This window comes from Collinsella tanakaei (genome assembly GCF_021531055.1).
GTDB lineage: Bacteria > Actinomycetota > Coriobacteriia > Coriobacteriales > Coriobacteriaceae > Collinsella > Collinsella tanakaei_B.
This window is the reverse complement of the sequence record NZ_JADYTL010000001.1, coordinates 416650-436599: the sequence shown is the minus strand read 5'-3', so window position 1 is coordinate 436599 and position 19950 is coordinate 416650. Positions and strand designations below refer to the sequence as shown.

Genomic DNA, 19950 nt, shown 5'->3' with positions numbered 1-19950 from the left:
GGTTGGTGAAGGTACATCGTCTGTCTCAAGGGGAGACCATGGAACAGGATCAGACTCAGACCGCCCAGGAGGCGCAGCCCTTCTCGCGCGCTCATTTCATAGGTATCGGCGGCGCCGGCATGAGCGGTATCGCGCTCGTCTTGCATGAGCGCGGGTACGCCGTGTCGGGCTCGGACCTCAAGACCTCGCGCTATATCCGCCAGCTCACCCGCGCCGGCGTCGATGTGCGCGTGGGCCACGAGGCGAACACCATCGACGAGGTACGCCCCGATGTCGTCGTCGTCTCGACGGCGATCCCCGATACCAATCCCGAGGTCGTCCGTGCGCGCGAGCTCGGCATCCCCGTCTGGCCGCGCGCCAAGATGCTCTCCGCCCTCGGACACGGCTACACCACGATTGCCGTCGCCGGTACGCACGGCAAGACCACGACGTCCTCCATGTGCGCCACCATGCTCGACCGCATGGGGCTCGATCCGAGCTTCCTGATCGGCGGCATCGTCGAGGGATACGACACGAACGGTCGCAACGGCTCGGGCACGTTCTTCGTCGCCGAGGCCGATGAGTCCGACGGTTCGTTTTTGTACCTCGAGCCCACGGTCGCCGTCGTCACCAACGTCGAGGCCGACCATCTCGATCACTATTCGGGTATCGAGGAGATCGAGGAGACCTTCGCCAAGTTCATGGATCTCGTCGGCGATGCCGGCGCGGTCATCGTGTGCGGCGAGTCCGAGCATCTCGTCGAGCTCGCCCGCTCCACCGGCCGCCGCGTTATCACCTACGGATTCGACGAGCGCTGCGACGTCGTCTGCACGCCGGTCGCGATGAGCCGCTCGGTCTCGACGGTCTTCGATGCCAAGCTTCCCGACGGCCAGGTGCGCCGCGTCACCCTGCAGAGCAACCCGGGCCGCCACAACATGCTCAACGCCGCGGCGTCGCTGGCGGTCGCATGGGTCGAGGGTCTCGACACCGAGGATGCCGCCCGCGCGCTGTCGACCTTCGAGGGCGTCCGTCGTCGCTTCACGCACGTGGGCGATGCCCGCGGCGTGACGCTCGTCGACGATTACGGCCATCATCCGACCGAGATCGCGGCGACGCTCTCTGCCGCCCGCACGCTCGATTTCGACAAGCTGATCGTCGTCTTCCAGCCTCACCGTTATTCGCGCCTGCAGGCGCTCGCCGACGATTTCGCCGATTCGCTGTCGATGGCCGACGTGCTCGTGCTGATCGACGTGTTCCCCGCCGGCGAGATGCCGATCCCGGGTGTCACGAGCAAGATGCTCGCCGACCTGGTCAAAAGCCGCCATCCCGAGGTCCGCGTCTTCTACGCGCCCGATCGCGCGTCGCTGATGCAGCGCCTCGACGCCGAGGCGTCCGCCGGCGACCTGCTGATCACCATGGGTGCCGGCGACATCACGCAGGTCGGTCCCGAGTACCTCGAGCACGTCGCCGAGGCTCGCTGACGGGCTGGCTGCACGATGGGTCTGTTCAACGCGGTGATGTCCCTTTCGGGCGCCATCGACACCGAGTTGATCGAGGACGAGCGGCTGGCGCGCCATACGAGCTACCGTATCGGCGGTCGTGCCTCGCTGTTCTTGATCTGCCATAGCTATCATGCGCTGCGCCGCGCGATCGATGTGCTCACGCGCGAGCAGGTTCCCTGGGTCATCATCGGAAAGGGGTCGAACCTCCTCGTCGCGGACGAGGGCTACCGTGGTGCCGTGATCACGCTCGGGCGCGAGTTCCAACGTTCGGTACTCGCCGAGGACGGCGTGACCATGACCGTCGGGGCGGGTGTCATCCTGGCGCGGCTCGTCAACGACGCCCTGTCCCGCGGCCTGTCTGGTCTCGAGTTCGCCGTGGGTATCCCCGGTACGGTGGGCGGCGCGGTCTCCATGAACGCGGGGACGCGCACGGAGTGGATCGGCGAGCTTATCGAGGATGTCGTGACGCTCAAGCCCGGCGGGGGGATGCGGCACTATCGCCACGATGAGCTGCTGTGGGCGTACCGCGAAAGCGGCATTCCCAAAGACGAGATCATCCTCGAGGCGACCCTTCGCCTGCGTCCGGCCGAGAAGACCGATATCCGCGCCAAGATGGAACGCTACCTCGTCCGACGTCGCAGGACCCAGCCGGTCGGTTCGGCGTGCTGCGGCTCGGTGTTCCGCAATCCCGCAGGAAGAAGTGTGGGAGCTATGGTCGAGGAATGCGGATTGAAGGGTTTTTCGGTCGGCGGGGCGGAAGTCTCCCCGATTCACGCTAACTTTATCGTGAACAACGGTACCGCGTCCGCGCAGGATGTGGTTTCAGTCATCCAACACGTATACGAGCAGGTTAAGGAAACGTATGGCGTCGAGCTCCAGCCGGAAGTCAAATTCCTCGGCTTCTAACCGGAAGCCGACCTTCCGCCGCTCTACCGGCGCCAAGCGCGCTGCCACTCCCGCGCCCCGCGTGGCTTCGGCATCGGCGCCGTCGCGTGCCGCGGCGCCGTCGGCCTCGCGCGTCCGCACGTATACCGCGCCCACCAAGAAGGCCGCCTCCCTGCGGGCCTCCTCGGCGAAATCCGCCAAATCGACGAGCCGTGCCGCCAAGCGCACGACCGCCTCGACGGCGACGCGTGCCGTGGGCAAACCCCGCGTGACCCCGACGGCGCGCAAGGCGTCCTCGGTGTCGACCAAGCAGGTTGCCAAGCAGGTTCGCTCGCAGGCGCCCGCCGCCAAGCCGACGCGTTCCGCGCAGAAGTCCGCCGCGCCGAATCTTTCCTCGATCGGGCGAGCCAAGGCGAGCGCGCCCTCGCGGAAAGCGGCTTCCGGTGCATTCCGCTTCGCGTTGCCCACGCGCTCGAGATCAGACGCCCAGGCTCCCAAGACCACGCCGCATCCGCAGGCGCCGTCGCGCATCCGCGCGACCGCGAGCCTGCGCGAACGGATCCAGGCGTTCGGCATCGTGCGGCTGATCCTCATCTCCGTGATCTCCGTGGCGGTGTTGGTGGGCATCTCCGCCGTGGTCGTCGTGAACTCCAGCCTGTTCGCCGTGGTCGACGTCGTGGTCGAGGGCAGCGACCATATTCCCCAGCAAACCGCCGAGCAGCTCGTCGACCTCCCCGAGGGCGCCACCCTGCTCAACGTCGACGAGGACCAGATCGCCTCGCGCCTGTTGGAGAATCCATGGGTCGAAAGCGTCTCGATCGAACGGGAATTCCCGCATACCATCACCGTCAAGCCCGTCGAGCGCGACGTGGCCGCCATCGCCTATATCGTCGCCGATGACGTCGCGTGGGCGATCGGTGACGATGATGCCTGGATCGCCCCGCTGTCCGTCGCCGTCCAGCAGGATTCCGCGGCCGATGACGAGGCTGATGGCACCGATGGCGACGGGACCTCGGACGAGGATTCGGTCGATGGGGAAATCACCGACGGCACGGACGACGGCACGGGCGAAGACGGCGATGGGGAAGGGGACGACGCGCAGGATGTCGCGACGAGCTCCGGTCTCGAGGCCGCCTATCAGGTCGCGCTCGACAACGATGCCGTGCTGCTCACCGATGTGAACGCCGACGTCTCGCCCTCGGCGGGCAAGCCGGTCGACGACGAGGTCATCCGCGCGGGACTCGAGTACATCCATGGCTTCACGCCCGAGTTCCTGGCGATGATCAAGGATCTCTCGCTGCCGTCGGTCGAGGCGATTTCGGCGAACCTGACGTCGGGCGTCGAGGTCTCGTTGGGCGAGCCCGAGGATATCCAGCAAAAAGAGCAGGTCATCCGTCGCCTGATCGAGCAGGAGTCCGGGGTGACCTACATCAACGTCCGCGTGGCCGACGCCTATTCGTTCAGGAGCGCCGACATCTCGTAGCGTGTGTCGTGGCGGCGGGCGGTGTCGGGGGTGTTCGCATCCGACCGCTTGACGGTCGGCGAACGGTTTGGTGCTTTACCTGCGAATTCCACAATTAGTAGATGCCAAAGTTGACTTCTACCTCGGAATTGTGCAAAGATAACGCGGTTTACCTCGACATTTAATCTCAACTTGAGGGTTATGGTCGAAAAACCGTCAAGCGACTCATCTGATGTTCGGAGGACCGAGAGATGCACGAGAACGAGATCAACAACTACCTTGCCGTCATCAAGGTGGTAGGTGTCGGCGGTGGCGGCACCAACGCTGTCAACCGCATGATCGAGGAGGGCATCCGCGGCGTCGAGTTCGTCGCCATCAACACCGATGCGCAGGCGCTCGCCATCTCCGACGCGGACATCAAGGTGCACATCGGCACCGACCTCACGCGCGGCCTCGGCGCCGGCGCCAACCCCGAGGTCGGCCGCAAGGCCGCCGACGAGTCGCGTGACGACATCGCCGAGGCGCTCGCCGGTGCCGACATGGTCTTCATCACCGCGGGCGAGGGTGGCGGCACCGGTACGGGCGCCGCTCCGATCGTCGCCGACATCGCCATGAACGACGTGGGCGCGCTCACGGTCGCCGTCGTGACCAAGCCCTTCACCTTCGAGGGCCGCAAGCGCAAGGCTTCCGCCGAGGAGGGTATCCACACCCTGTCCGAGTGCGTCGACACCATGATCGTCATCCCCAACGACAAGCTGCTCGACATCGCCGAGAAGAAGACGACCATGCTCGAGGCCTTCGCCATGGCCGACGCCGTCCTGTCCCAGGGCACCCAGGGCATCACCGACCTCATCACCGTTCCGGGCATCATCAACCTGGACTTCGCGGACGTCAAGACCATCATGAAGCAGGCCGGTACCGCCATGATGGGCATCGGCACCGCTTCGGGCGACACCCGCGCGGTCGACGCCGCCCAGCAGGCCATCTCCAGCCCGCTGCTCGAGAGCTCCATCGACGGTGCCACGCGCGTCCTGCTCTCCATCGCCGGCTCCAAGGACCTGGGTATCCAGGAGATCAACGACGCTGCCGACCTCGTCGCCAACGCCGTCGATCCCGAGGCCAACATCATCTTCGGTACCGTCGTCGACGAGTCCCTGGGCGACCAGGTGCGCATCACCGTCATCGCGACCGGCTTCTCCGATGCCAACGTCAACCGTCAGGACCAGCTGTTCGGCCAGCCCTCCAAGAGCGAGCCCAAGCCCGCCGCGCCCGCGCAGCAGAGTGCCCCGACGCGCAACATCGGCGGCACCGAGGTTCCCAACTTCGGCAACGACCAGTTCGAGCTGCCCGACTTCCTCAAGCGCGGCAACTTCTAACGCGACCGCGCACCGGATACGACTTTGGAGGCGCCCCGACGACCGGGGCGCCTTTTTCGTTTGAAGACGTTCCGCCGCCAAGGCCGACCGGTTTTGCGTGAAATGGTGTCCGACGTATTGCTCGCGTATGTATGTGAAAAACGTCTGACGCACATTAGCGCACGGTGGGTAGACTGAGGGGCGTATGGCCTTACGGAAAGGAGCGGGTATGCTCGAGAGGAAATCGCACGGGCCGGTCACCTTGGTGCAAGATGCGTGCGGGCCGGTGACGATCGCCTTCACGGAGCGCACCGGTGGCGTGTCGCAGCCCCCGTTCGCCTCGCTCAACCTGGGCACGCACGTGGGCGATGACGCGCAGGCGGTCGCGGAGAACCGGCGGCGCGTGCTTGCCGCCCTCGATGCCGAGGATGTCGCCTGCCGCCTGCTCGTGCCCAACCAGGTGCACGGCGACCATGTCGCCGTCGTGACGTCGTCCGAGCCCGCTCAGCTCGATGCGGTCCGCGACGAGATCGCCCGCGGGGCCGATGCCATCGTGTGCACGGCGACGGACGTTCCCGTCATGCTGTGCTATGCCGACTGCGTTCCGGTCGTGCTCGCGAGCCCCGAGGGCTTCGCCGTGATCCACTCGGGTTGGAAGGGCACGTATGCGCGCATTTCGGCAAAGGCGGCCCGCATCCTGATGCAGACCACGGGAGCCGATGCGTCGTCGATCCGCGCCTACATCGGGCCGCATATCCGGGGTGATGAGTACGAGGTGTCGAGCGACCTGATGCAGCGCTTCGCCGAGCGCTTCCCGGGAATCGACGCCGCGGGTTCGCTGCTCGACCTGGCGTCGTGCATCCGGCAGGCGCTCGCAAAGGTCGGTGTGCCCGAGGAGGCCATCGACGACGCCGGCCTGTCGACCATACGTATGAACGACCGCTTCTTCTCCTACCGCGCCGAGCACGGTACGTGCGGGCGCCATGCCGCCGTCGCCATCATGCGGTGACGCGGTCCGCGCGTACGGCCCGGTGGGCGACCGCGTGTGCGACCCGGCATGCACCGGGGCCTATGTAATCAGATTCCTGCGCAACCTTTACAAGCGCTTGACATCGCGTCGGTACACTAGGTGAGGCCATGGTCGCGGGCTATCCGTCCGCGCCGGGTCCCGGTGCGCCGCGTGCGCACCCGCTGCCGGATGTCCCTGCGCACGGGCATGCCGCCCGCGACGACGATTGGAGAACCAATGCGCAAGATGTTCACACGTCAGCTTATCGAGGCACGCCACGAGATGCTCTCCATCTACGCGGCGGTCGACACGACGTTGCACGACGCCGTCCGCGCGTTCGTGACCGACGACAAGAAGCTCGCCAGCAAGGCACAGAACCGCACCCTGCAGATCGACGCCCGCTGCGCGAACCTCGAGGCGGTGTGCTACAACCTGATCGCCACCCAGGGTCCGGTCGCCTCCGACTTCCGTCTGCTGCAGACGATCATCAACATCGAGTTCAACCTCCAGCGCATGTGCGACAAGGTGCGCCGCCTTGCCCGCGCCGCCAAGCACAAGGTCAACTCCGATATCGAGTTGCCCGCCGAGCTCGTGGAGATCATCGACCAGGAGGCGTCCTACGTCTACCGGATCCTGGGCACGTGCATCTCGGTGCTCGTGTGCAACGATCTGGGCGTCATGCGCAACCTGCTCGTGCAGGACGATACCGTGCACGAGCTGTACGAGGAATTCTTCCGCGCGTACAACCGCATGTCCTCCGTGGAGCTGTCCGACGACGAGTCCTACGACGACCTGCGCCGCGCCATCATGGTATCGCGCTATCTCGACCGTATCGCCTCGATCTCCATCGACGCGACGAGCACGCTGACGTTTTTGCTCACCGGCCAGCGCATGAGCATCGCCGATATCGCCGAGATCGATGAGGACGAGCTCGAGGCCCTGCGCATCCCCTCCGGTGAGGGCGTGATCTTGCAGCCGCTGTCCGATGCCCGCTATGTCGCCGACATCCCCGCCGAGGAGATGAGCGAGGAGCTGAGGTCGCTTATCGCCCGCGCCGCGGCAGGCGAGGACGATGAGGAGGCCGCGGAGGACGCCGAGTAGCCGGCTCGCAACACATGCCTTTCGGCGCTTTATGGAGCGCCTGTTTCGAAAGCGCGGTCCCGCATGCGCGGGGTCGCGCTTTCGCGGTACCATGGTGCTCGAACCGACGTCGAAAAGAGCACCGATGGAAACCAACGCAGATATGATCGCCGCCCGTCGCGAGGAGATCCTCGAGCGCATCACGCGCGCCCTCGCACGCGCGGACCGCACCGTGGACGACGTGACGCTCGTCGCCGTCTCCAAGACCGTGGGCACCGACGAGGTGGTCGCGGCGATTCGCGCGGGCTATGACACCTTCGGCGAGAACAGGCCCCAGGAGCTTGTGCGCAAGCTCGCCGAGTTGAATGCGCGCCCCGACGTCGCACCGGTCAGGTTCGACATGATCGGCAACCTGCAGACCAATAAGATCAACGCCGTTTTGGGCCGCGCGTCGCTCATCCACTCCATCCGCTCGCTGCATCTGGCGCAGGCGGTATCGTCGCGTGCTCAACGACGCATTGATACCGGCGAGCTCGCCGGTCCCGTCGACGTGCTGCTCGAGGTCAACGTGAGCGGGGAGGAGTCCAAGTCGGGCTTCGCGCCCGACGAGGTCCGCTCGTGCGTCGAGGAGCTTATGGAGCTTTCCGGCATTTCGATCAAGGGCCTTATGACCATGGCTCCGCAGGGGGATAAGGACGTCGCCCGACGGGTGTTCTCGGACCTGCGCGATCTACGCGACGAGCTCGAGGTGCGCACGGGAGCGCGCCTTCGTGAGCTGTCGTGCGGCATGAGCGAGGATTTCGAGGTCGCGTGCGAGGAGGGCTCGACGATCGTTCGGCTGGGCAGGGTGGTATTCGACCCCGCTTTTGCACTACAATAGCTACGTCGGGTCTTATCCGACCTGCGCCAATCACACGTTACACGCACCACGGGCAGAGAGGTTACGATCGTGAACTTCCTAGAAGAGATCAAAAACAGGTTCGCTGCGCGCCAAGCTGGGTACGACCAGGACGGCTATGAGGGCGACGAGGGCTACGAGGACGAGTACTACGAGGACGAGCCCGCAGGCGATTACGGCGCCCACGGCGGGTACGGTTCGGATTCCTACGGGTTCGACCAGCAGGATTCCGGTCATGGCGTGCTCGGCCAGACGCACCGCGGCGAGGCCGAGTCCGTCGCCGTCTACACCCGCAGCGGTCAGCTGGTGGGGGATGCCGACCGACATGCCACGACCTTCAATCCGCCCGCTCGCAGCGCCGATGCGCCCTCATACCGCCCGGGTGCCTATGACACGCCTTCCTCGTATGCCGAGTCCCGTCGTCATGCCGCGGCTCAGCCGGCACCCACCACGTCGGAGGCCGTCTCACATATCAGCTCGGTCGTGAACGGCACGCCGCAGCTGCCCATGTACGTGCTGCGCCCCGAGAGCTACGACGACGTCGAGACGGTCGTGCGCCGCGTGCGCACCCGTCAGCCCGTCGCCCTGATCTTCGTGGGTGTCCGGACCGAGATCGCCAAGCGCGTCCTCGACTTCAGCTACGGCTTCGCCTGCGGTCTGGGCGCTTCGGTCAAGGAGCTCGGCGACCGCGTGTTCATCGTGCTGCCGCAGGGCTGCGAGGTCAAGGATTCCGATCTGGCCAAGCTTCGCGCCGACGGCTATCTCAAGTAACCGAGGAGACTGATCCCCATATACACCGTCTATCAAGTCATCACGACGCTGGTCGATTTCTACCAGATCCTCATCGTCGTCTACTGCCTGTTCAGCTGGTTCCCCATCCGTCAGGGCGGTTTCGCCTATGATGTCGCGGTGGTCCTCGACAGGCTGTGCGGTCCGTATCTCAATCTGTTCCGGCGCATCATCCCGCCGTTCGGCGGCATCGATTTCTCGCCGGTAATTGCGCTTATTGCGTTGAATCTGGCAGAACGACTGCTCTTCAATATAATTTTGTAAGATAGCATAGGTGGGCCGACTGAGCGGTCGCGCCTGCGTGACGAAAAGGAGAACGAACATGGCTATCACCCCGGCCGACATCCAGGCGCAGACCTTCTCCGAGGCCAAGCGCGGCTACGATCCCGGTGAGGTCGATGTCTTCCTCGAGCAGGTTTCCGCCGAGGTCGATGCGATGCTCAACAAGATCGTCGATCTGAAGAACCGCCTGACCGCGACCGAGCAGCAGCTCGCCGACACCCAGGCCCAGCTCGCCGCCGCTCCTGCCGCGACGCCCGCTCCGGCGCCCGCGCCCGCGAACGACTACGGCGCGACCGAGCGCCAGATCTCGGCCGCCCTCATCGCCGCCCAGCAGACCGCCGACAGCATCATCGCCGAGGCCCGCGAGAACGCCGACCGCATCCGCAACGAGGCCGACGCCAAGGCCCGCGAGGTCATCCGTCAGGCGCTCGCCGAGAAGCAGACCGAGATCGAGGAGATCGACCGTCTCAAGGCTTCCCGCGAGGAGTTCAAGAGCGAGTACCTCAAGCTCATCCAGCACTTCATGGACGACGCGCAGAACTCGTTCCCCAACGACCTGCTGAGCTCCACGCCGAGCGGTTCCGCCGCTGCGCCGGTCGCTGCCGAGCCTGCGCCCGTCGCCGCTCCCGCGCCGACGCCCGCGCCGGTCGCCGATCCGTTCGCGCCGATCGATAACTTCGGTATGGACGATCTCGACTAGTCGCGCATACGACATCCGTTGATGACCACGGGCCCGAACCGCACATGCGGTTCGGGCCCGTGTGGTTTGCGAGGTATGCGGACGGACGCGTACTAGGGGAGTACGAAGTCCTCGTGCGGGATGCAGCGTGCCTCGCGCGCATCCGCGTCGGCGATATGGTCGGCGGCGTAGCCGACGGTAAGCATCGAGATCGGCTCCACGCCCTCGGGCAGGTCGAACTCCGAACGGGCGATATCCGGATCGAACATGCAGACCCAGCATGTCCCCAGGCCGAGGTCGGTCGCTTGCATCATCATCTGGTCGCACACGATCGAGGTGTCGATGAGCGAGGAGTTCATGCCGTCGGGGCGGCGGACCCAGGCGTCGTTCTCCACGGCGCAGACGACCAGGACGACCGGCGCACCGAACACGCTGCCGTCGCGGGCGAACCGGTATGCTGCGCGTGCGGCGCGCTCGAGCGTCTCCGGCGTGTCGCAGACGATCAGGCGCGTGGGGTGGTTGTTGTGCGCGGAGGGCGCGATGCGACCCGCCTCGATGATGGCTTCGAGCTTCGCGGGCTCCACGGGTCGCTGCTCGTAGGATCGGCAGGAATAGCGGGCGCGGGTCAGATCTTGGAAGGACATGGGCCACCTCTTTCGCTTCGTCGGTGCAGCTGCTGTTGCGCTATTGGGTTTGTTCCCATTTCGACCGCGCATGAACGTCTCACATGTGCCGAGGTGCGTCGGTGGCGGCGTGCGGGAATCCGATTCGGTTGTCCGTAGGTGGTCGAAGATGCAAAGCGGGCCGATAAGCCGGGTTCTGTCGAGGACGGTCATTTATCTTGGCCGCTGCGTTGCCGCAGGGCTCCTCGCACGCTACCCGGGCGCGGGCCGGGCCGGCCCATAGCGCCCCTATTCGCGCTTGCTCCGGATGGGGTTTACCAAGCCGCCGCGTCGCCGCGACGCTGGTGGTCTCTTACACCACCGTTTCAGCTTTTCCCTTTACGGCGAACCGTAGGTGGGAGTCTTCTTTTCTGCGGCACTTTCCGTCGGGTTGCCCCGCCTGGCCGTTAGCCAGCATCCTGCCCTGTGGAGCCCGGACTTTCCTCACGTCTGCCCAAGGCAGATCGCGCGACCGCCTGGCCCGCTTTGCGAGGAGCCATTGTAGCACGTCGGGGCCGTGCGGCGCGCGAGGACGGGGTTGCGCTACGGGATATCCGGATGCGCGATGCGCGGGGCGGGCGGCGCTGCGGGGGAGCGGTCCGGCATCGATGCGGGCACCGCTGCGACAGGGGGTTTATCCCGCTTGTACCTTACAGAACCCTTACAAAACGCGCGCAATGTTACCTGTTGGCTAAGAATCGGTAAAGTGATACGATTCCTACGGCGCATACGCGCAGGAATTCGGGCTGATCGCTCGTCGACGCCCGCCACACGTTGCGCCCCGGCACGATGTATTCAACCGCGTCGGCGGTCATGCGGGCCGGGGGTCTGCACACGTCACGACGGAGGAGTTGGGCGTTTTGGATGTTTCTCTGATTCAGTTTGCCGAGCAGGTGGTCAGCAATCCGATTCTCGCGATCTCGGTGCTGCTCACGCTGGGCGTCATCTTCGTCAACGGGTGGACCGATGCCCCCAATGCCATCGCCACCTGCATCTCGACGCGCTGCATGAACGTGCGTCCGGCGATCATCATGAGCGCGGTGTTCAACTTCCTCGGCGTACTCATCATGACCTCCATCAACAGCTCCGTCGCCTCTACCATCAGCAACATGGTCGATTTCGGCGGCGATACCCACGAGGCGCTCGTGGCCCTGTGCGCGGCGATGTTCTCGATCGTCGTCTACAGCGTCGGCGCCTCCGTCTTCGGCATTCCCACGAGTGAGAGTCACAGCCTGATCGCCGGCCTCACCGGTGCCGCCATCGCCATCCAGGGCGGTACGAGCGGCGTCAACATGGACGAGTGGATCAAGGTCATCTACGGCTTGGTGCTGAGCCTGGCGCTCGGTTTCGCCATCGGCTGGGGCATATGCAAGCTGCTCACCATCGTCTGCGCCGGCATAGACCGACGAAAAGCCAACGGTGCTTTCAAGTACCTGCAGATCTTCGGTGCCGCCGCCATGAGCTTCATGCACGGTGCCCAGGACGGCCAGAAGTTCATCGGCGTGTTGCTGCTCGGCGTGGCGTTCTGCAACGGTCAGCCCGACCTGACCGACGCGGTGATCCCGGTGTGGCTCATGGTGCTGTGCAGCTTCGTCATGGGCGTCGGCACGAGCGTGGGCGGCGAGAAGATCATCAAGTCCGTCGGCATGGATATGGTCAAGCTCGAGAAGTTCCAGGGCTTCTCGGCCGACCTCGCCGGTGCCTTCTGCATCCTGCTGTCGACCGTGTTCGGCATCCCCGTCTCGACCACCCACACCAAGACGAGCGCCATCATGGGCGTCGGTGCGGTCAAGCGCCTGTCCGCCATCAACTTCTCGGTCGTCAAGGACATGATGCTCACCTGGGTGTTCACGTTCCCGGGCTGTGGCCTCATCAGCTTCGTGATGGCCAAGCTTTTCATGATGTTGTTCTAGGAATTAAATGCAAGCCGACGCGCTCCCGCGCGCCGGCTTTTTGTTGCCGAAGCGGTTTTCTGGTACAGGAAGGAAGAACTCGTGGCAAGGAAAAAGGATTCGTTCTACTTTGATTCGTTCGTTGCGTGCGCCAAGCTCTCGAGCCAGGCCGCGCGCCTGCTCGCCGAGGTCATGCGCTCGTACGACCCCGACACGATCGGCCAGCGCATCGACGAGATGCACGCGATCGAGCAGGCCGCCGACGAGCACAAGCACGAGGTGCTCGACGCGCTCGTCACGGCGTTCGTGACGCCGATCGAGCGCGAGGACATCGCCGCGCTGAGCGATTACCTCGACACGGTCGTCGACCGCATCGAGGGCGTGCTGCTTCGGCTGTACTTCGACAACATCCGCACGATCCGTCCCGACGCGCTGCCGCTCGTCGAGAAGATCGAGCGTTCCTGCGACGAGATGGGCACGCTGCTCGCCGAGCTGGCGCAGTTCAAGCGCTCCAAGACCCTGCGCGAGCACGTGATCGCCATCAACTCCATCGAGGAGGAGGCCGATTCGCTCTACATCGAGGCCATGCGCACGCTTCACACGAGCTGCGACGACCCGATGGAGGTCTTCACGTGGCATGAGGTCTACACGTTCCTCGAGTACTGCGTCGACAGCGTCGAGCATGTAGCCGACACCGTCAGCAGCATCGTCATGAAGAACAGCTAGCCTTTCGCGCGCGGCGATGCCGTCCCGCTTGCCCGTGCGGTACGGTTCGGTTTTGTGCGGGCCTCGACATAGGTAGAATGGATGACGTCGGCGCATGCCGGCGTCATCTCGTTTGAAGGGCTGGTATGGAGAGCTATATCACGATGCGGACAGGGGTGGAGGCCATCGGTGAGTTCGTGGACCGCAAGAGCCGGTTCATCGCCCAGCTGGTGCATGTCGAGAGCGAGCAGGCTGCCGCCGAGCATATCGCCGCGGTTCGCGCGAGGCACTACGATGCCCGCCATAACGTGCCCGCGTGGATTTTGGCCGACGGCCGCGAGCGCGCGAGCGACGACGGCGAGCCGCAGCGCACGAGCGGCATGCCGACGCTCGAGGTGCTGCGCGGTGCCGGTCTTCGCGATGTGTGCTGCGTGACGACGCGCTATTTCGGCGGTACGCTGCTGGGCCCGGGCGGGTTGGTGCGGGCGTACACCGCCGCCGCGCAGGCTGCGATCGAGGCGGCGCGCGATGCGGGCGATCTTGTCGAGATGACGCAGGTGGTCCCTGTCGACGTGCAGATGGAATACGCCCAATACGAGCAGGTGCTCCATATGGCGCAGGGCGCGGGCGCGCATGTCGCGGGCACCGACTACACCGATTCGGTCTGCATGCACCTCGTGTTCCGAGCGGGGGAGCAGCAGGCGTTTTTGGCGGCGTTGACCGAGCGTATGGCAGGCAAGGAGCGCGTGAGCGTGGGCGCCGTGCGCTTTGATGAGTTCTAGGCGGACGGGCTTCGGGCGCGGACGTCGGCCGACCGCAGGCGGGCGCCGGCGTCCGTGAGGATGAAACGGGGCTTGCGCGCTATGCTCCGCGACGCTGGTCGATGATCGCGCAGGCGAGTTCGACCGCATCCTCGATGCAGCCCTCGCAGGTGCGAAGCATGCCGGTGTCGGTTTCGATGCCTTTGAGCTCGCGGCAGATCGTCGAGCCGTTTTGCACACGGAATCGCTCGAGAAGGTCGCGGACGAGCTGGTAGGTCTTGCCCTTCGTGGTGCCGGGCTCGTCGATGCCGGCGCTCGCCTCCTGGCTGAGGACCATGATGGCACCCGAGATCGCGCCGCAGGTCTCGGTGTGGCCGCCCATGCCGCCGCCGAATCCCTCCGAGAGCGCATACATCGTCGCGGTGTCGGCTCCGACCTCGTCGGCAAGGGCGCAGGCGACCGCCTGGGCGCAGTTGTACTTGAGCTCGGCGCGCAGGGCGACGGCGTGCTGCGCGAGCTCCGGTGCGCGTTCGGTGAGGGTTGCGGATTCGTTCATGGTGTGCCTTTCGGGATATGGTGGCGGTACCTGCGATGCTTTCGAGCATCATACACCGGTTGCCCCTTGGATGTGTGGCACGCGGTGCCGTTCCGCCCGGTGCATGGCTTTTGTTACATTGCCGTCGCGGCGTGCGAACTTTCGCGCGGTGCAGTATCCTGTCATACGTCATCGCTCGAAAGACAAGGAGACCACCAATGGCTGAACGCATCGGAACGACCTGCGTGCAGGGCGGTTATCGCCCCGGCGACGCGGAGCCTCGACAGATCCCCATCTACCAGTCCACGACGTGGAAGTACGACACGTCCGAGCATATGGGCAAGCTGTTCGACCTCGAGGAGAGCGGCTACTTCTACACCCGTCTGCAGAACCCCACCAACGACTACGTGGCGGCGAAGATCTGTGAGCTCGAGGGCGGGAGCGCCGCGATGCTCACGAGCTCCGGCCAGGCGGCGAACTTCTTCGCGGTGTTCAACATCGCGGGCTGCGGCGACCATGTCGTGGCGAGCTCCGCGATCTACGGCGGTACGTATAACCTGTTCGTGCACACCATGGCGCGCATGGGCCTTGAGTGCACGTTCGTGTCCCCGGACTGCACCGACGAGGAGCTCGAGGCGGCGTTCCGTCCCAACACCAAGTGCGTCTTCGGCGAGACGATCGCCAATCCCGCGCTCGACGTGCTCGATATCGAGCGCTTCGCGGCGGCCGCTCACGCGCACGGCGTGCCCCTGATCGTGGACAACACGTTCCCGACGCCGGTTATGTGCCGTCCCATCGAGTGGGGCGCCGACATCGTGACGCATTCCACGACCAAGTACATGGACGGCCACGGAGCGACCGTGGGTGGAGCCATCGTGGACTCGGGCAAGTTCGACTGGATGGCGCACGCCGACAAGTTCCCCGGGCTCACGACGCCCGACGAGAGCTACCACGGTGTGGTGTACGCCGAGAAGTTCGGCTTGGGCGGTGCCTTCATCACCAAGGCGACCGCGCAGCTCATGCGCGACTTCGGTTCCATCCAGTCGCCCATGAACGCGTTCTTGCTCAACATGGGTCTCGAGAGCCTGCATGTCCGCATGCCGCAGCACTGCAAGAACGGTCAGGCCATGGCCGAGTTCCTGTCCGAGCACCCGAAGGTCCGTTTCGTGAAGTATCCCGGGCTTCCCACCGACCCGTATTACGAGCTCGCCCAGAAGTACCTGCCCAACGGGTCGTGCGGTGTGGTGAGTTTCGGCTTTACCGGCGGTCGTGCGGCGGCCGAGCAGTTCATGAAGAGCCTCAAACTGGCTCAGATCGCCACGCATGTGGCCGATGCGCGCACCTGCGTGCTGCATCCGGCAAACGCGACGCATCGTCAGATGAACGACGCCGAGCTCGAGGCTGCCGGCATCGCGCCCGATATGGTGCGCCTGTCCTGCGGCATCGAGAGCACGGAGGACCTCATCGCCGACGTCGAGCAGGCGCTGGCGACGATTTAGCCGTTCCGTCTGTCGCATAGCGGTCTATAGCCACGAACACGGGGGGCGCGCCTACGGCGCGTCCCCCGTGTTTTTCATCGCTGCGAGCGTGTGGGTGGCCGCCACGGTCGCTTTGCGGCGTCCGTGCGGGTCTGAAAGTGTCTGACGGGCTCTTTGACGCCGTCGATTTCGTTCATCTTGATGAGCGGTTACAAAAATCAACACTTTCTAGTTTTCCTGCGATTGGTAAACCTTGATACACAATAGAAAACATTATTAGGTCGGACCTCGCGATACGAGGTCGGTGGCGGCGCAATAGCCCATATGAAGTAATTGCAGATCACGATTATTTCCGATGAGCGTGGCCGTAGCTTGTCCTGTCATGAGGGCCCCATTTCAACTAGAAACTGCCCCATTTTGTAACCGAGCGCCGAGATGAACATTTTCGTGATGGAAAGCGGTCACAACCATTGCATAAAAGCGGCATGATCGGTTGTACATGTGAATTAAAGGCATTCTCGGGCGAATCCATGCATGCTGCACTGCTCGCCATGAGGCATGCCGCATGCGCCTGGCGCGCGAAGCCTACTGCGGATGCCACCCGAGGAGGGGATTGCGGTCCTGCCGCACCGGTGACATGGAAAAGCCCCGTGCTCGAGCCGCTCGTTCGGCTCGAGCACGGGACGCATCGATCGGGCTTTTGGCCTAGATCGCACGCTATGCGGCGTCGACATCCTTCGTGATGATCACGTCCACGCCCAAGCCGAGCACGTCGTGGATCGCGACGTCGCCCTCGTGGACCGGGGCGGGCAGCTCGACGCGGCGGATTTCGGCCATGACGTCGAAGATGCGGTCCTTGGGGATTACGTTCGACAGGCGCACGCTCGCAAGCGGCAGCTCGCCGCCGTCGATGAGGACCGAGGTCGCGATGTTGCGCATGGGGTTCTCGATCTCCTGCGTGACGTACGCCTCACCCTTGGCGCATTTGTTGCCGGTGATGCCGGTGATGGTCGTGCCGTCGAGCTCGACGGTGATATCGCACCCCTGCGGGCACATGATGCAGGTGAACTCCCTTAGCATGTCACTTTCACCTCCAGATCGTCGGTTTGGTTGAGGTCGTCCGCCTTGAGCTTGATCTGGATCATCTCGGCGGGCAGTGCCTTGGGCATGCGGCGACGCTTGACGACGGTGTCGCCCTGCATAAGCTCCACGGTGCAGTTGCGCAGCGGCCGGCGCACGCGGAACGATACGGTGACGTCGCCGGTTCCGCTGATGCGCGACGGCGTGAGACCGCCGACCAGTTCGTTGCCGCGGACGGCGAGGTTGCAGGCGGGAAGCGCGCCCTCACGGATGAACCGAGCGGCGCCGTCCGCCAGCGCCTCGGCCTCGAGCGAGACGAAGTCCACCAGGTCGTGCACGTGCAGCACGTTGCCGGCGGCGAAGATGCCCGGGACGGTGGTCTGGTAGTTCTCATCGACCGCCGCTCCGCTCGTGCCGGGGTCCTTTTCGGCGCCGGCCATCCAGGTAAGCTCGTTTTCGGGGATAAGGCCGACCGACAGGATCAACGTGTCGCACTCATACTCCTGCTCGGTGCCGGGGATGGGCTGCATGTGGTCGTCGACCTGCGAGATCACGACGCTCTCCAGGCGGTCGGTGCCACGGATGTCGGTGACGGTGTGCGACAGCGACAGGGGGATGCCGTAGTCGTTCAGGCACTGCTCGACGTTGCGGGGCAGGCCGCTCGCGTACGGCTGCACCTCGAACACGCCCAGCACCTTGGCGCCCTCGAGCGTCATGCGGCGTGCCATGATCATGCCGATGTCGCCGGAACCCAAGATGACCACGCGGCGACCCACCATCTTGTTCTTGAGATTGATGTAGGCCTGCGCCACGCCGGCCGTGTACACGCCTGCCGGACGGGTGCCGGGGATGCTGATCGCGCCGCGGGTGCGCTCACGGCAACCCATGGCGAGGATAATCGCGCCGGCCTCGAACTCCATCATGCCGTGCTCGGAGGAGGAGGCGTACACGTGGCGGTCGGGCGTTATCTCGAGCACGGTGGTGTCGGTGAGGCAGGGGATGTCGAGCGCCTCGGCCTCGCGGACGAAGCGCGCGGCGTACTCGGGGCCCGAGAGCGTCTCGCCGAAGCGCGTCAGGCCGAAGCCGTCATGGATGCACTGGCGCAGGATGCCGCCGGGTTTCTTTTCGCGTTCGAGGATCAAGATGTCGTCGATGCCCTTGCGGCGCAGCTCGATGGCCGCGGCGAGTCCGGCGGGACCGCCGCCGACGATCACGGCGTCTACGTGCTTCATTATGCGCTCACGCTCCCTTCGGCGGCCTCATCGGAAGCCTGTGCGCCCCTGACGGGACCGGTGAACATATAGGATCCGGCGTGGTTGAAGCGCACGTCGGTCGGTTTGATGCCGAGCTCCTGCTCGATCATCTCGGTGATGCGGGTCTCGCAGTATCCACCCTGGCAGCGGCCCATCGTGGCGCGCGTGCGGTTCTTGATGCCCGTGACCGTGTGGACGCCGAGCGGGTTGTTGATGGCGCGACGGATCTCGGCGCGCGTCACCGTCTCGCAACGGCACACGATCTCGCCGTACTCGGGATCTTCGGCGATGGCGGCGGCCTGCTCCTCGCGCGTCATGTCGTAGAAGCGCTTGGGCGCCGGGCGCACCGGATCGAAGTCCTCGTTGACCTGGGGCTTCTCGACCTCGACCAGGCGGGCGACGGCGCGACGCGCCAGCGGCAGGGCGCAGGTGACGCCCGGCGACTCGATGCCCACGAGGTTGACGGTGTTGGGGTTGTGCTGCTGGTCGCTCTCGAGCTTGAAGTCGAGCACGTTGCCGTCCTCGTCGACGCGTTTCCAGCGGATGCCGGCGAAATTGCGGATAAAGTACTCGCGGCGCATCTGCTTGAACATCTTGGAGCCGTCGCGGATGAGGCCGTCAAGATGATCCTTCGTGCACTTGTAGTCCTCCCAGTCCTCGGTGACGTAGGAGTCGGGACCCACGAGGATGTTGCCGTCGACGGTGGGGGTTGCGTGCGTGGAGAAGCCGCCCTTATCGTTGGGGGCGGGGTAGACCGGGATCTTGAGGAACTCGCCGGCCTTCTTGTCGAGCACGAAGTACTCGCCCTTGAAGCCGCGGACCGGGTAGTTGGGATAGCCGAGCATCTCGGAGATCTGGCTGGCGTAGGCGCCCGCGCAGTTGATGACCCACTTGGTGCGGAACGCGCCGGCAGGGGTGTGGATGAGGTAGCAGTCGTTGGCGATGTAGCGCTCGATGGCCGTGACCTTGCGGTCGAAGAAGAACTTCACGCCGTTTTGCGCGGCGTTGTCGGCCAGCGCGATGGTGTAGGCCATGGGGTCGAGGATGCCCGACGACGGCACGTACATGGCGAACTCGCCGCCCGCGTGCGGCTCGATGCGCTCGACTTCCTCCTTGTCGATGATGCGCATGCCCTCGACGCCGTTCTGCTCGCCGATCGCCTTGAACTTGAGGATGTTCTCCATGTCATGGTCGGTAAAGCCCACGACGAGCTTGCCGGTGCGCTTGAACGGCACGCCGAGCTCGGCGGCGACCTGATCGAACTCCTTGTTGCCCTCGACGGCGCATTCGGCCTTGAGGGAGCCCGGCTTGTAGGTGAAGCCGGCGTGCAGCATTCCGGTGTTGCGGCTGCTGTTGCCGCAGGCCACGTCGAGCTCTTTTTCGAGCACGGCGACCCGCAGGCGATAGCGCGCGAGCTCACGCGCCACCGCGGAGCCGACCACGCCCGCGCCGATGACGACTACGTCCCATTGCTCCATACGAATCCCTCCTGATTCGCGGCGGATAGTGATGATTCAATCGTACGGAGCGCGGGTTTCGTTGTGATTGTTACGCGAACCACGAATCTGCTGCCGAACGCGCGGATTCTTGGTCGCCGAAGCGTACTGGGAAAAGAAGGACCGCATGCGGGTGGGAAAATAGGGACTGTCCCTTTTTCCCACAGC

19 protein-coding genes and 1 other RNA gene are annotated in these 19950 nt (G+C 64.9%); 14 read left to right on the top strand and 6 right to left on the bottom strand.

Annotated elements, in window-relative coordinates:
• Positions 1 to 38 precede the first annotated feature (38 nt).
• The 10 genes from murC (at position 39) to I6E04_RS01870 (ending at position 9941) form a co-directional block, all read left to right on the top strand.
• Positions 39 to 1460 carry a UDP-N-acetylmuramate--L-alanine ligase gene (murC, locus tag I6E04_RS01915; protein WP_235421461.1) on the top strand — a complete coding sequence of 474 codons (1422 nt, stop codon included), beginning with the start codon at positions 39 to 41 and terminating at the stop codon, positions 1458 to 1460.
• 15 nt (positions 1461 to 1475) lie between these two features.
• Positions 1476 to 2387, top strand: coding sequence for a UDP-N-acetylmuramate dehydrogenase (gene murB, locus I6E04_RS01910; protein ID WP_235421460.1), 912 nt, complete (start codon positions 1476 to 1478; stop codon positions 2385 to 2387).
• Entirely contained in the window at positions 2344 to 3849 is a 1506-nt protein-coding gene (locus I6E04_RS01905; RefSeq protein WP_235421459.1) for an FtsQ-type POTRA domain-containing protein, read from the top strand. Before murB ends, I6E04_RS01905 begins: the two co-directional genes overlap by 44 nt.
• A 230-nt stretch (positions 3850 to 4079) precedes the next feature.
• Positions 4080 to 5204, top strand: a complete 1125-nt coding sequence (gene ftsZ / locus I6E04_RS01900; RefSeq protein WP_235421458.1) for a cell division protein FtsZ — start codon at positions 4080 to 4082, stop codon at positions 5202 to 5204.
• Positions 5205 to 5412: 208 nt separating this feature from the next.
• On the top strand, positions 5413 to 6192 hold the full coding sequence (locus I6E04_RS01895) for a polyphenol oxidase family protein (protein ID WP_235421457.1): 780 nt from the start codon (positions 5413 to 5415) through the stop codon (positions 6190 to 6192).
• 237 nt (positions 6193 to 6429) lie between these two features.
• Positions 6430 to 7293, top strand: coding sequence for a phosphate signaling complex PhoU family protein (locus I6E04_RS01890; RefSeq protein ID WP_235421456.1), 864 nt, complete (start codon positions 6430 to 6432; stop codon positions 7291 to 7293).
• Between the two features lie 124 nt (positions 7294 to 7417).
• Positions 7418 to 8152: a YggS family pyridoxal phosphate-dependent enzyme gene (locus tag I6E04_RS01885; RefSeq protein WP_235421455.1), complete on the top strand. Its 735-nt coding sequence runs from the start codon at positions 7418 to 7420 to the stop codon at positions 8150 to 8152.
• Positions 8153 to 8221: 69 nt separating this feature from the next.
• On the top strand, positions 8222 to 8941 hold the full coding sequence (gene sepF / locus I6E04_RS01880; protein ID WP_235421454.1) for a cell division protein SepF: 720 nt from the start codon (positions 8222 to 8224) through the stop codon (positions 8939 to 8941).
• 9 nt (positions 8942 to 8950) lie between these two features.
• Entirely contained in the window at positions 8951 to 9223 is a 273-nt protein-coding gene (locus I6E04_RS01875) for a YggT family protein (protein ID WP_328225316.1), read from the top strand.
• A gap of 58 nt (positions 9224 to 9281) precedes the next feature.
• Entirely contained in the window at positions 9282 to 9941 is a 660-nt protein-coding gene (locus tag I6E04_RS01870; RefSeq protein ID WP_235421453.1) for a DivIVA domain-containing protein, read from the top strand.
• 92 nt (positions 9942 to 10033) lie between these two features.
• Here the strand turns inward: I6E04_RS01870 and I6E04_RS01865 are convergent, their stop codons facing one another.
• Positions 10034 to 10564 carry a nitroreductase family protein gene (locus tag I6E04_RS01865; protein ID WP_235421452.1) on the bottom strand — a complete coding sequence of 177 codons (531 nt, stop codon included), beginning with the start codon at positions 10562 to 10564 and terminating at the stop codon, positions 10034 to 10036.
• A gap of 148 nt (positions 10565 to 10712) precedes the next feature.
• Positions 10713 to 11070, bottom strand: an RNA gene (gene rnpB / locus I6E04_RS01860) — RNase P RNA component class A.
• A gap of 372 nt (positions 11071 to 11442) precedes the next feature.
• Here rnpB and I6E04_RS01855 point away from each other — a divergent pair.
• The 3 genes from I6E04_RS01855 to I6E04_RS01845 all read left to right on the top strand — a co-directional run bounded on the left by I6E04_RS01855 (position 11443) and on the right by I6E04_RS01845 (position 13961).
• Positions 11443 to 12495 carry an inorganic phosphate transporter gene (locus tag I6E04_RS01855; protein ID WP_235421451.1) on the top strand — a complete coding sequence of 351 codons (1053 nt, stop codon included), beginning with the start codon at positions 11443 to 11445 and terminating at the stop codon, positions 12493 to 12495.
• Between the two features lie 81 nt (positions 12496 to 12576).
• On the top strand, positions 12577 to 13200 hold the full coding sequence (locus tag I6E04_RS01850) for a DUF47 domain-containing protein (protein ID WP_235421450.1): 624 nt from the start codon (positions 12577 to 12579) through the stop codon (positions 13198 to 13200).
• Positions 13201 to 13325: 125 nt separating this feature from the next.
• Positions 13326 to 13961, top strand: a complete 636-nt coding sequence (locus I6E04_RS01845; RefSeq protein WP_235421449.1) for an IMPACT family protein — start codon at positions 13326 to 13328, stop codon at positions 13959 to 13961.
• Positions 13962 to 14040: 79 nt separating this feature from the next.
• On the opposite strand, the gene I6E04_RS01840 is transcribed toward I6E04_RS01845, so the two are convergent.
• Positions 14041 to 14496, bottom strand: coding sequence for a C-GCAxxG-C-C family protein (locus I6E04_RS01840; protein WP_235421448.1), 456 nt, complete (start codon positions 14494 to 14496; stop codon positions 14041 to 14043).
• 197 nt (positions 14497 to 14693) lie between these two features.
• Between I6E04_RS01840 and I6E04_RS01835 the strand changes: the two genes are divergently transcribed.
• Complete coding sequence (locus I6E04_RS01835; protein WP_235421447.1) at positions 14694 to 15974, top strand: O-acetylhomoserine aminocarboxypropyltransferase/cysteine synthase family protein; 1281 nt, start codon at positions 14694 to 14696, stop codon at positions 15972 to 15974.
• A 696-nt stretch (positions 15975 to 16670) separates the two neighbouring features.
• Here I6E04_RS01835 and I6E04_RS01830 read toward each other — a convergent pair.
• From I6E04_RS01830 to I6E04_RS01820, 3 genes are read right to left on the bottom strand one after another with little or no spacing between them, the layout of a single operon-like run.
• Positions 16671 to 17033: a DUF1667 domain-containing protein gene (locus I6E04_RS01830; protein WP_235421446.1), complete on the bottom strand. Its 363-nt coding sequence runs from the start codon at positions 17031 to 17033 to the stop codon at positions 16671 to 16673.
• Entirely contained in the window at positions 17027 to 18265 is a 1239-nt protein-coding gene (locus I6E04_RS01825) for an NAD(P)/FAD-dependent oxidoreductase (RefSeq protein ID WP_235421445.1), read from the bottom strand. The genes I6E04_RS01830 and I6E04_RS01825 overlap by 7 nt, the downstream gene beginning before the upstream one ends.
• Positions 18265 to 19764 carry an NAD(P)/FAD-dependent oxidoreductase gene (locus I6E04_RS01820; RefSeq protein WP_235421444.1) on the bottom strand — a complete coding sequence of 500 codons (1500 nt, stop codon included), beginning with the start codon at positions 19762 to 19764 and terminating at the stop codon, positions 18265 to 18267. The genes I6E04_RS01825 and I6E04_RS01820 overlap by 1 nt, the downstream gene beginning before the upstream one ends.
• Between the last annotated feature and the right edge of the window lie 186 nt (positions 19765 to 19950).

Coding starts and splice junctions, on each gene's coding strand:
- murC (WP_235421461.1), top strand. CDS start 39: ATGGAACAGGATCAGACTCAGACCGCCCAGGAGGCGCAGCCCTTCTCG.
- murB (WP_235421460.1), top strand. CDS start 1,476: ATGGGTCTGTTCAACGCGGTGATGTCCCTTTCGGGCGCCATCGACACC.
- I6E04_RS01905 (WP_235421459.1), top strand. CDS start 2,344: ATGGCGTCGAGCTCCAGCCGGAAGTCAAATTCCTCGGCTTCTAACCGG.
- ftsZ (WP_235421458.1), top strand. CDS start 4,080: ATGCACGAGAACGAGATCAACAACTACCTTGCCGTCATCAAGGTGGTA.
- I6E04_RS01895 (WP_235421457.1), top strand. CDS start 5,413: ATGCTCGAGAGGAAATCGCACGGGCCGGTCACCTTGGTGCAAGATGCG.
- I6E04_RS01890 (WP_235421456.1), top strand. CDS start 6,430: ATGCGCAAGATGTTCACACGTCAGCTTATCGAGGCACGCCACGAGATG.
- I6E04_RS01885 (WP_235421455.1), top strand. CDS start 7,418: ATGGAAACCAACGCAGATATGATCGCCGCCCGTCGCGAGGAGATCCTC.
- I6E04_RS01870 (WP_235421453.1), top strand. CDS start 9,282: ATGGCTATCACCCCGGCCGACATCCAGGCGCAGACCTTCTCCGAGGCC.
- I6E04_RS01865 (WP_235421452.1), bottom strand. CDS start 10,564: ATGTCCTTCCAAGATCTGACCCGCGCCCGCTATTCCTGCCGATCCTAC.
- I6E04_RS01845 (WP_235421449.1), top strand. CDS start 13,326: ATGGAGAGCTATATCACGATGCGGACAGGGGTGGAGGCCATCGGTGAG.
- I6E04_RS01840 (WP_235421448.1), bottom strand. CDS start 14,496: ATGAACGAATCCGCAACCCTCACCGAACGCGCACCGGAGCTCGCGCAG.
- I6E04_RS01835 (WP_235421447.1), top strand. CDS start 14,694: ATGGCTGAACGCATCGGAACGACCTGCGTGCAGGGCGGTTATCGCCCC.
- I6E04_RS01830 (WP_235421446.1), bottom strand. CDS start 17,033: ATGCTAAGGGAGTTCACCTGCATCATGTGCCCGCAGGGGTGCGATATC.
- I6E04_RS01825 (WP_235421445.1), bottom strand. CDS start 18,265: ATGAAGCACGTAGACGCCGTGATCGTCGGCGGCGGTCCCGCCGGACTC.
- I6E04_RS01820 (WP_235421444.1), bottom strand. CDS start 19,764: ATGGAGCAATGGGACGTAGTCGTCATCGGCGCGGGCGTGGTCGGCTCC.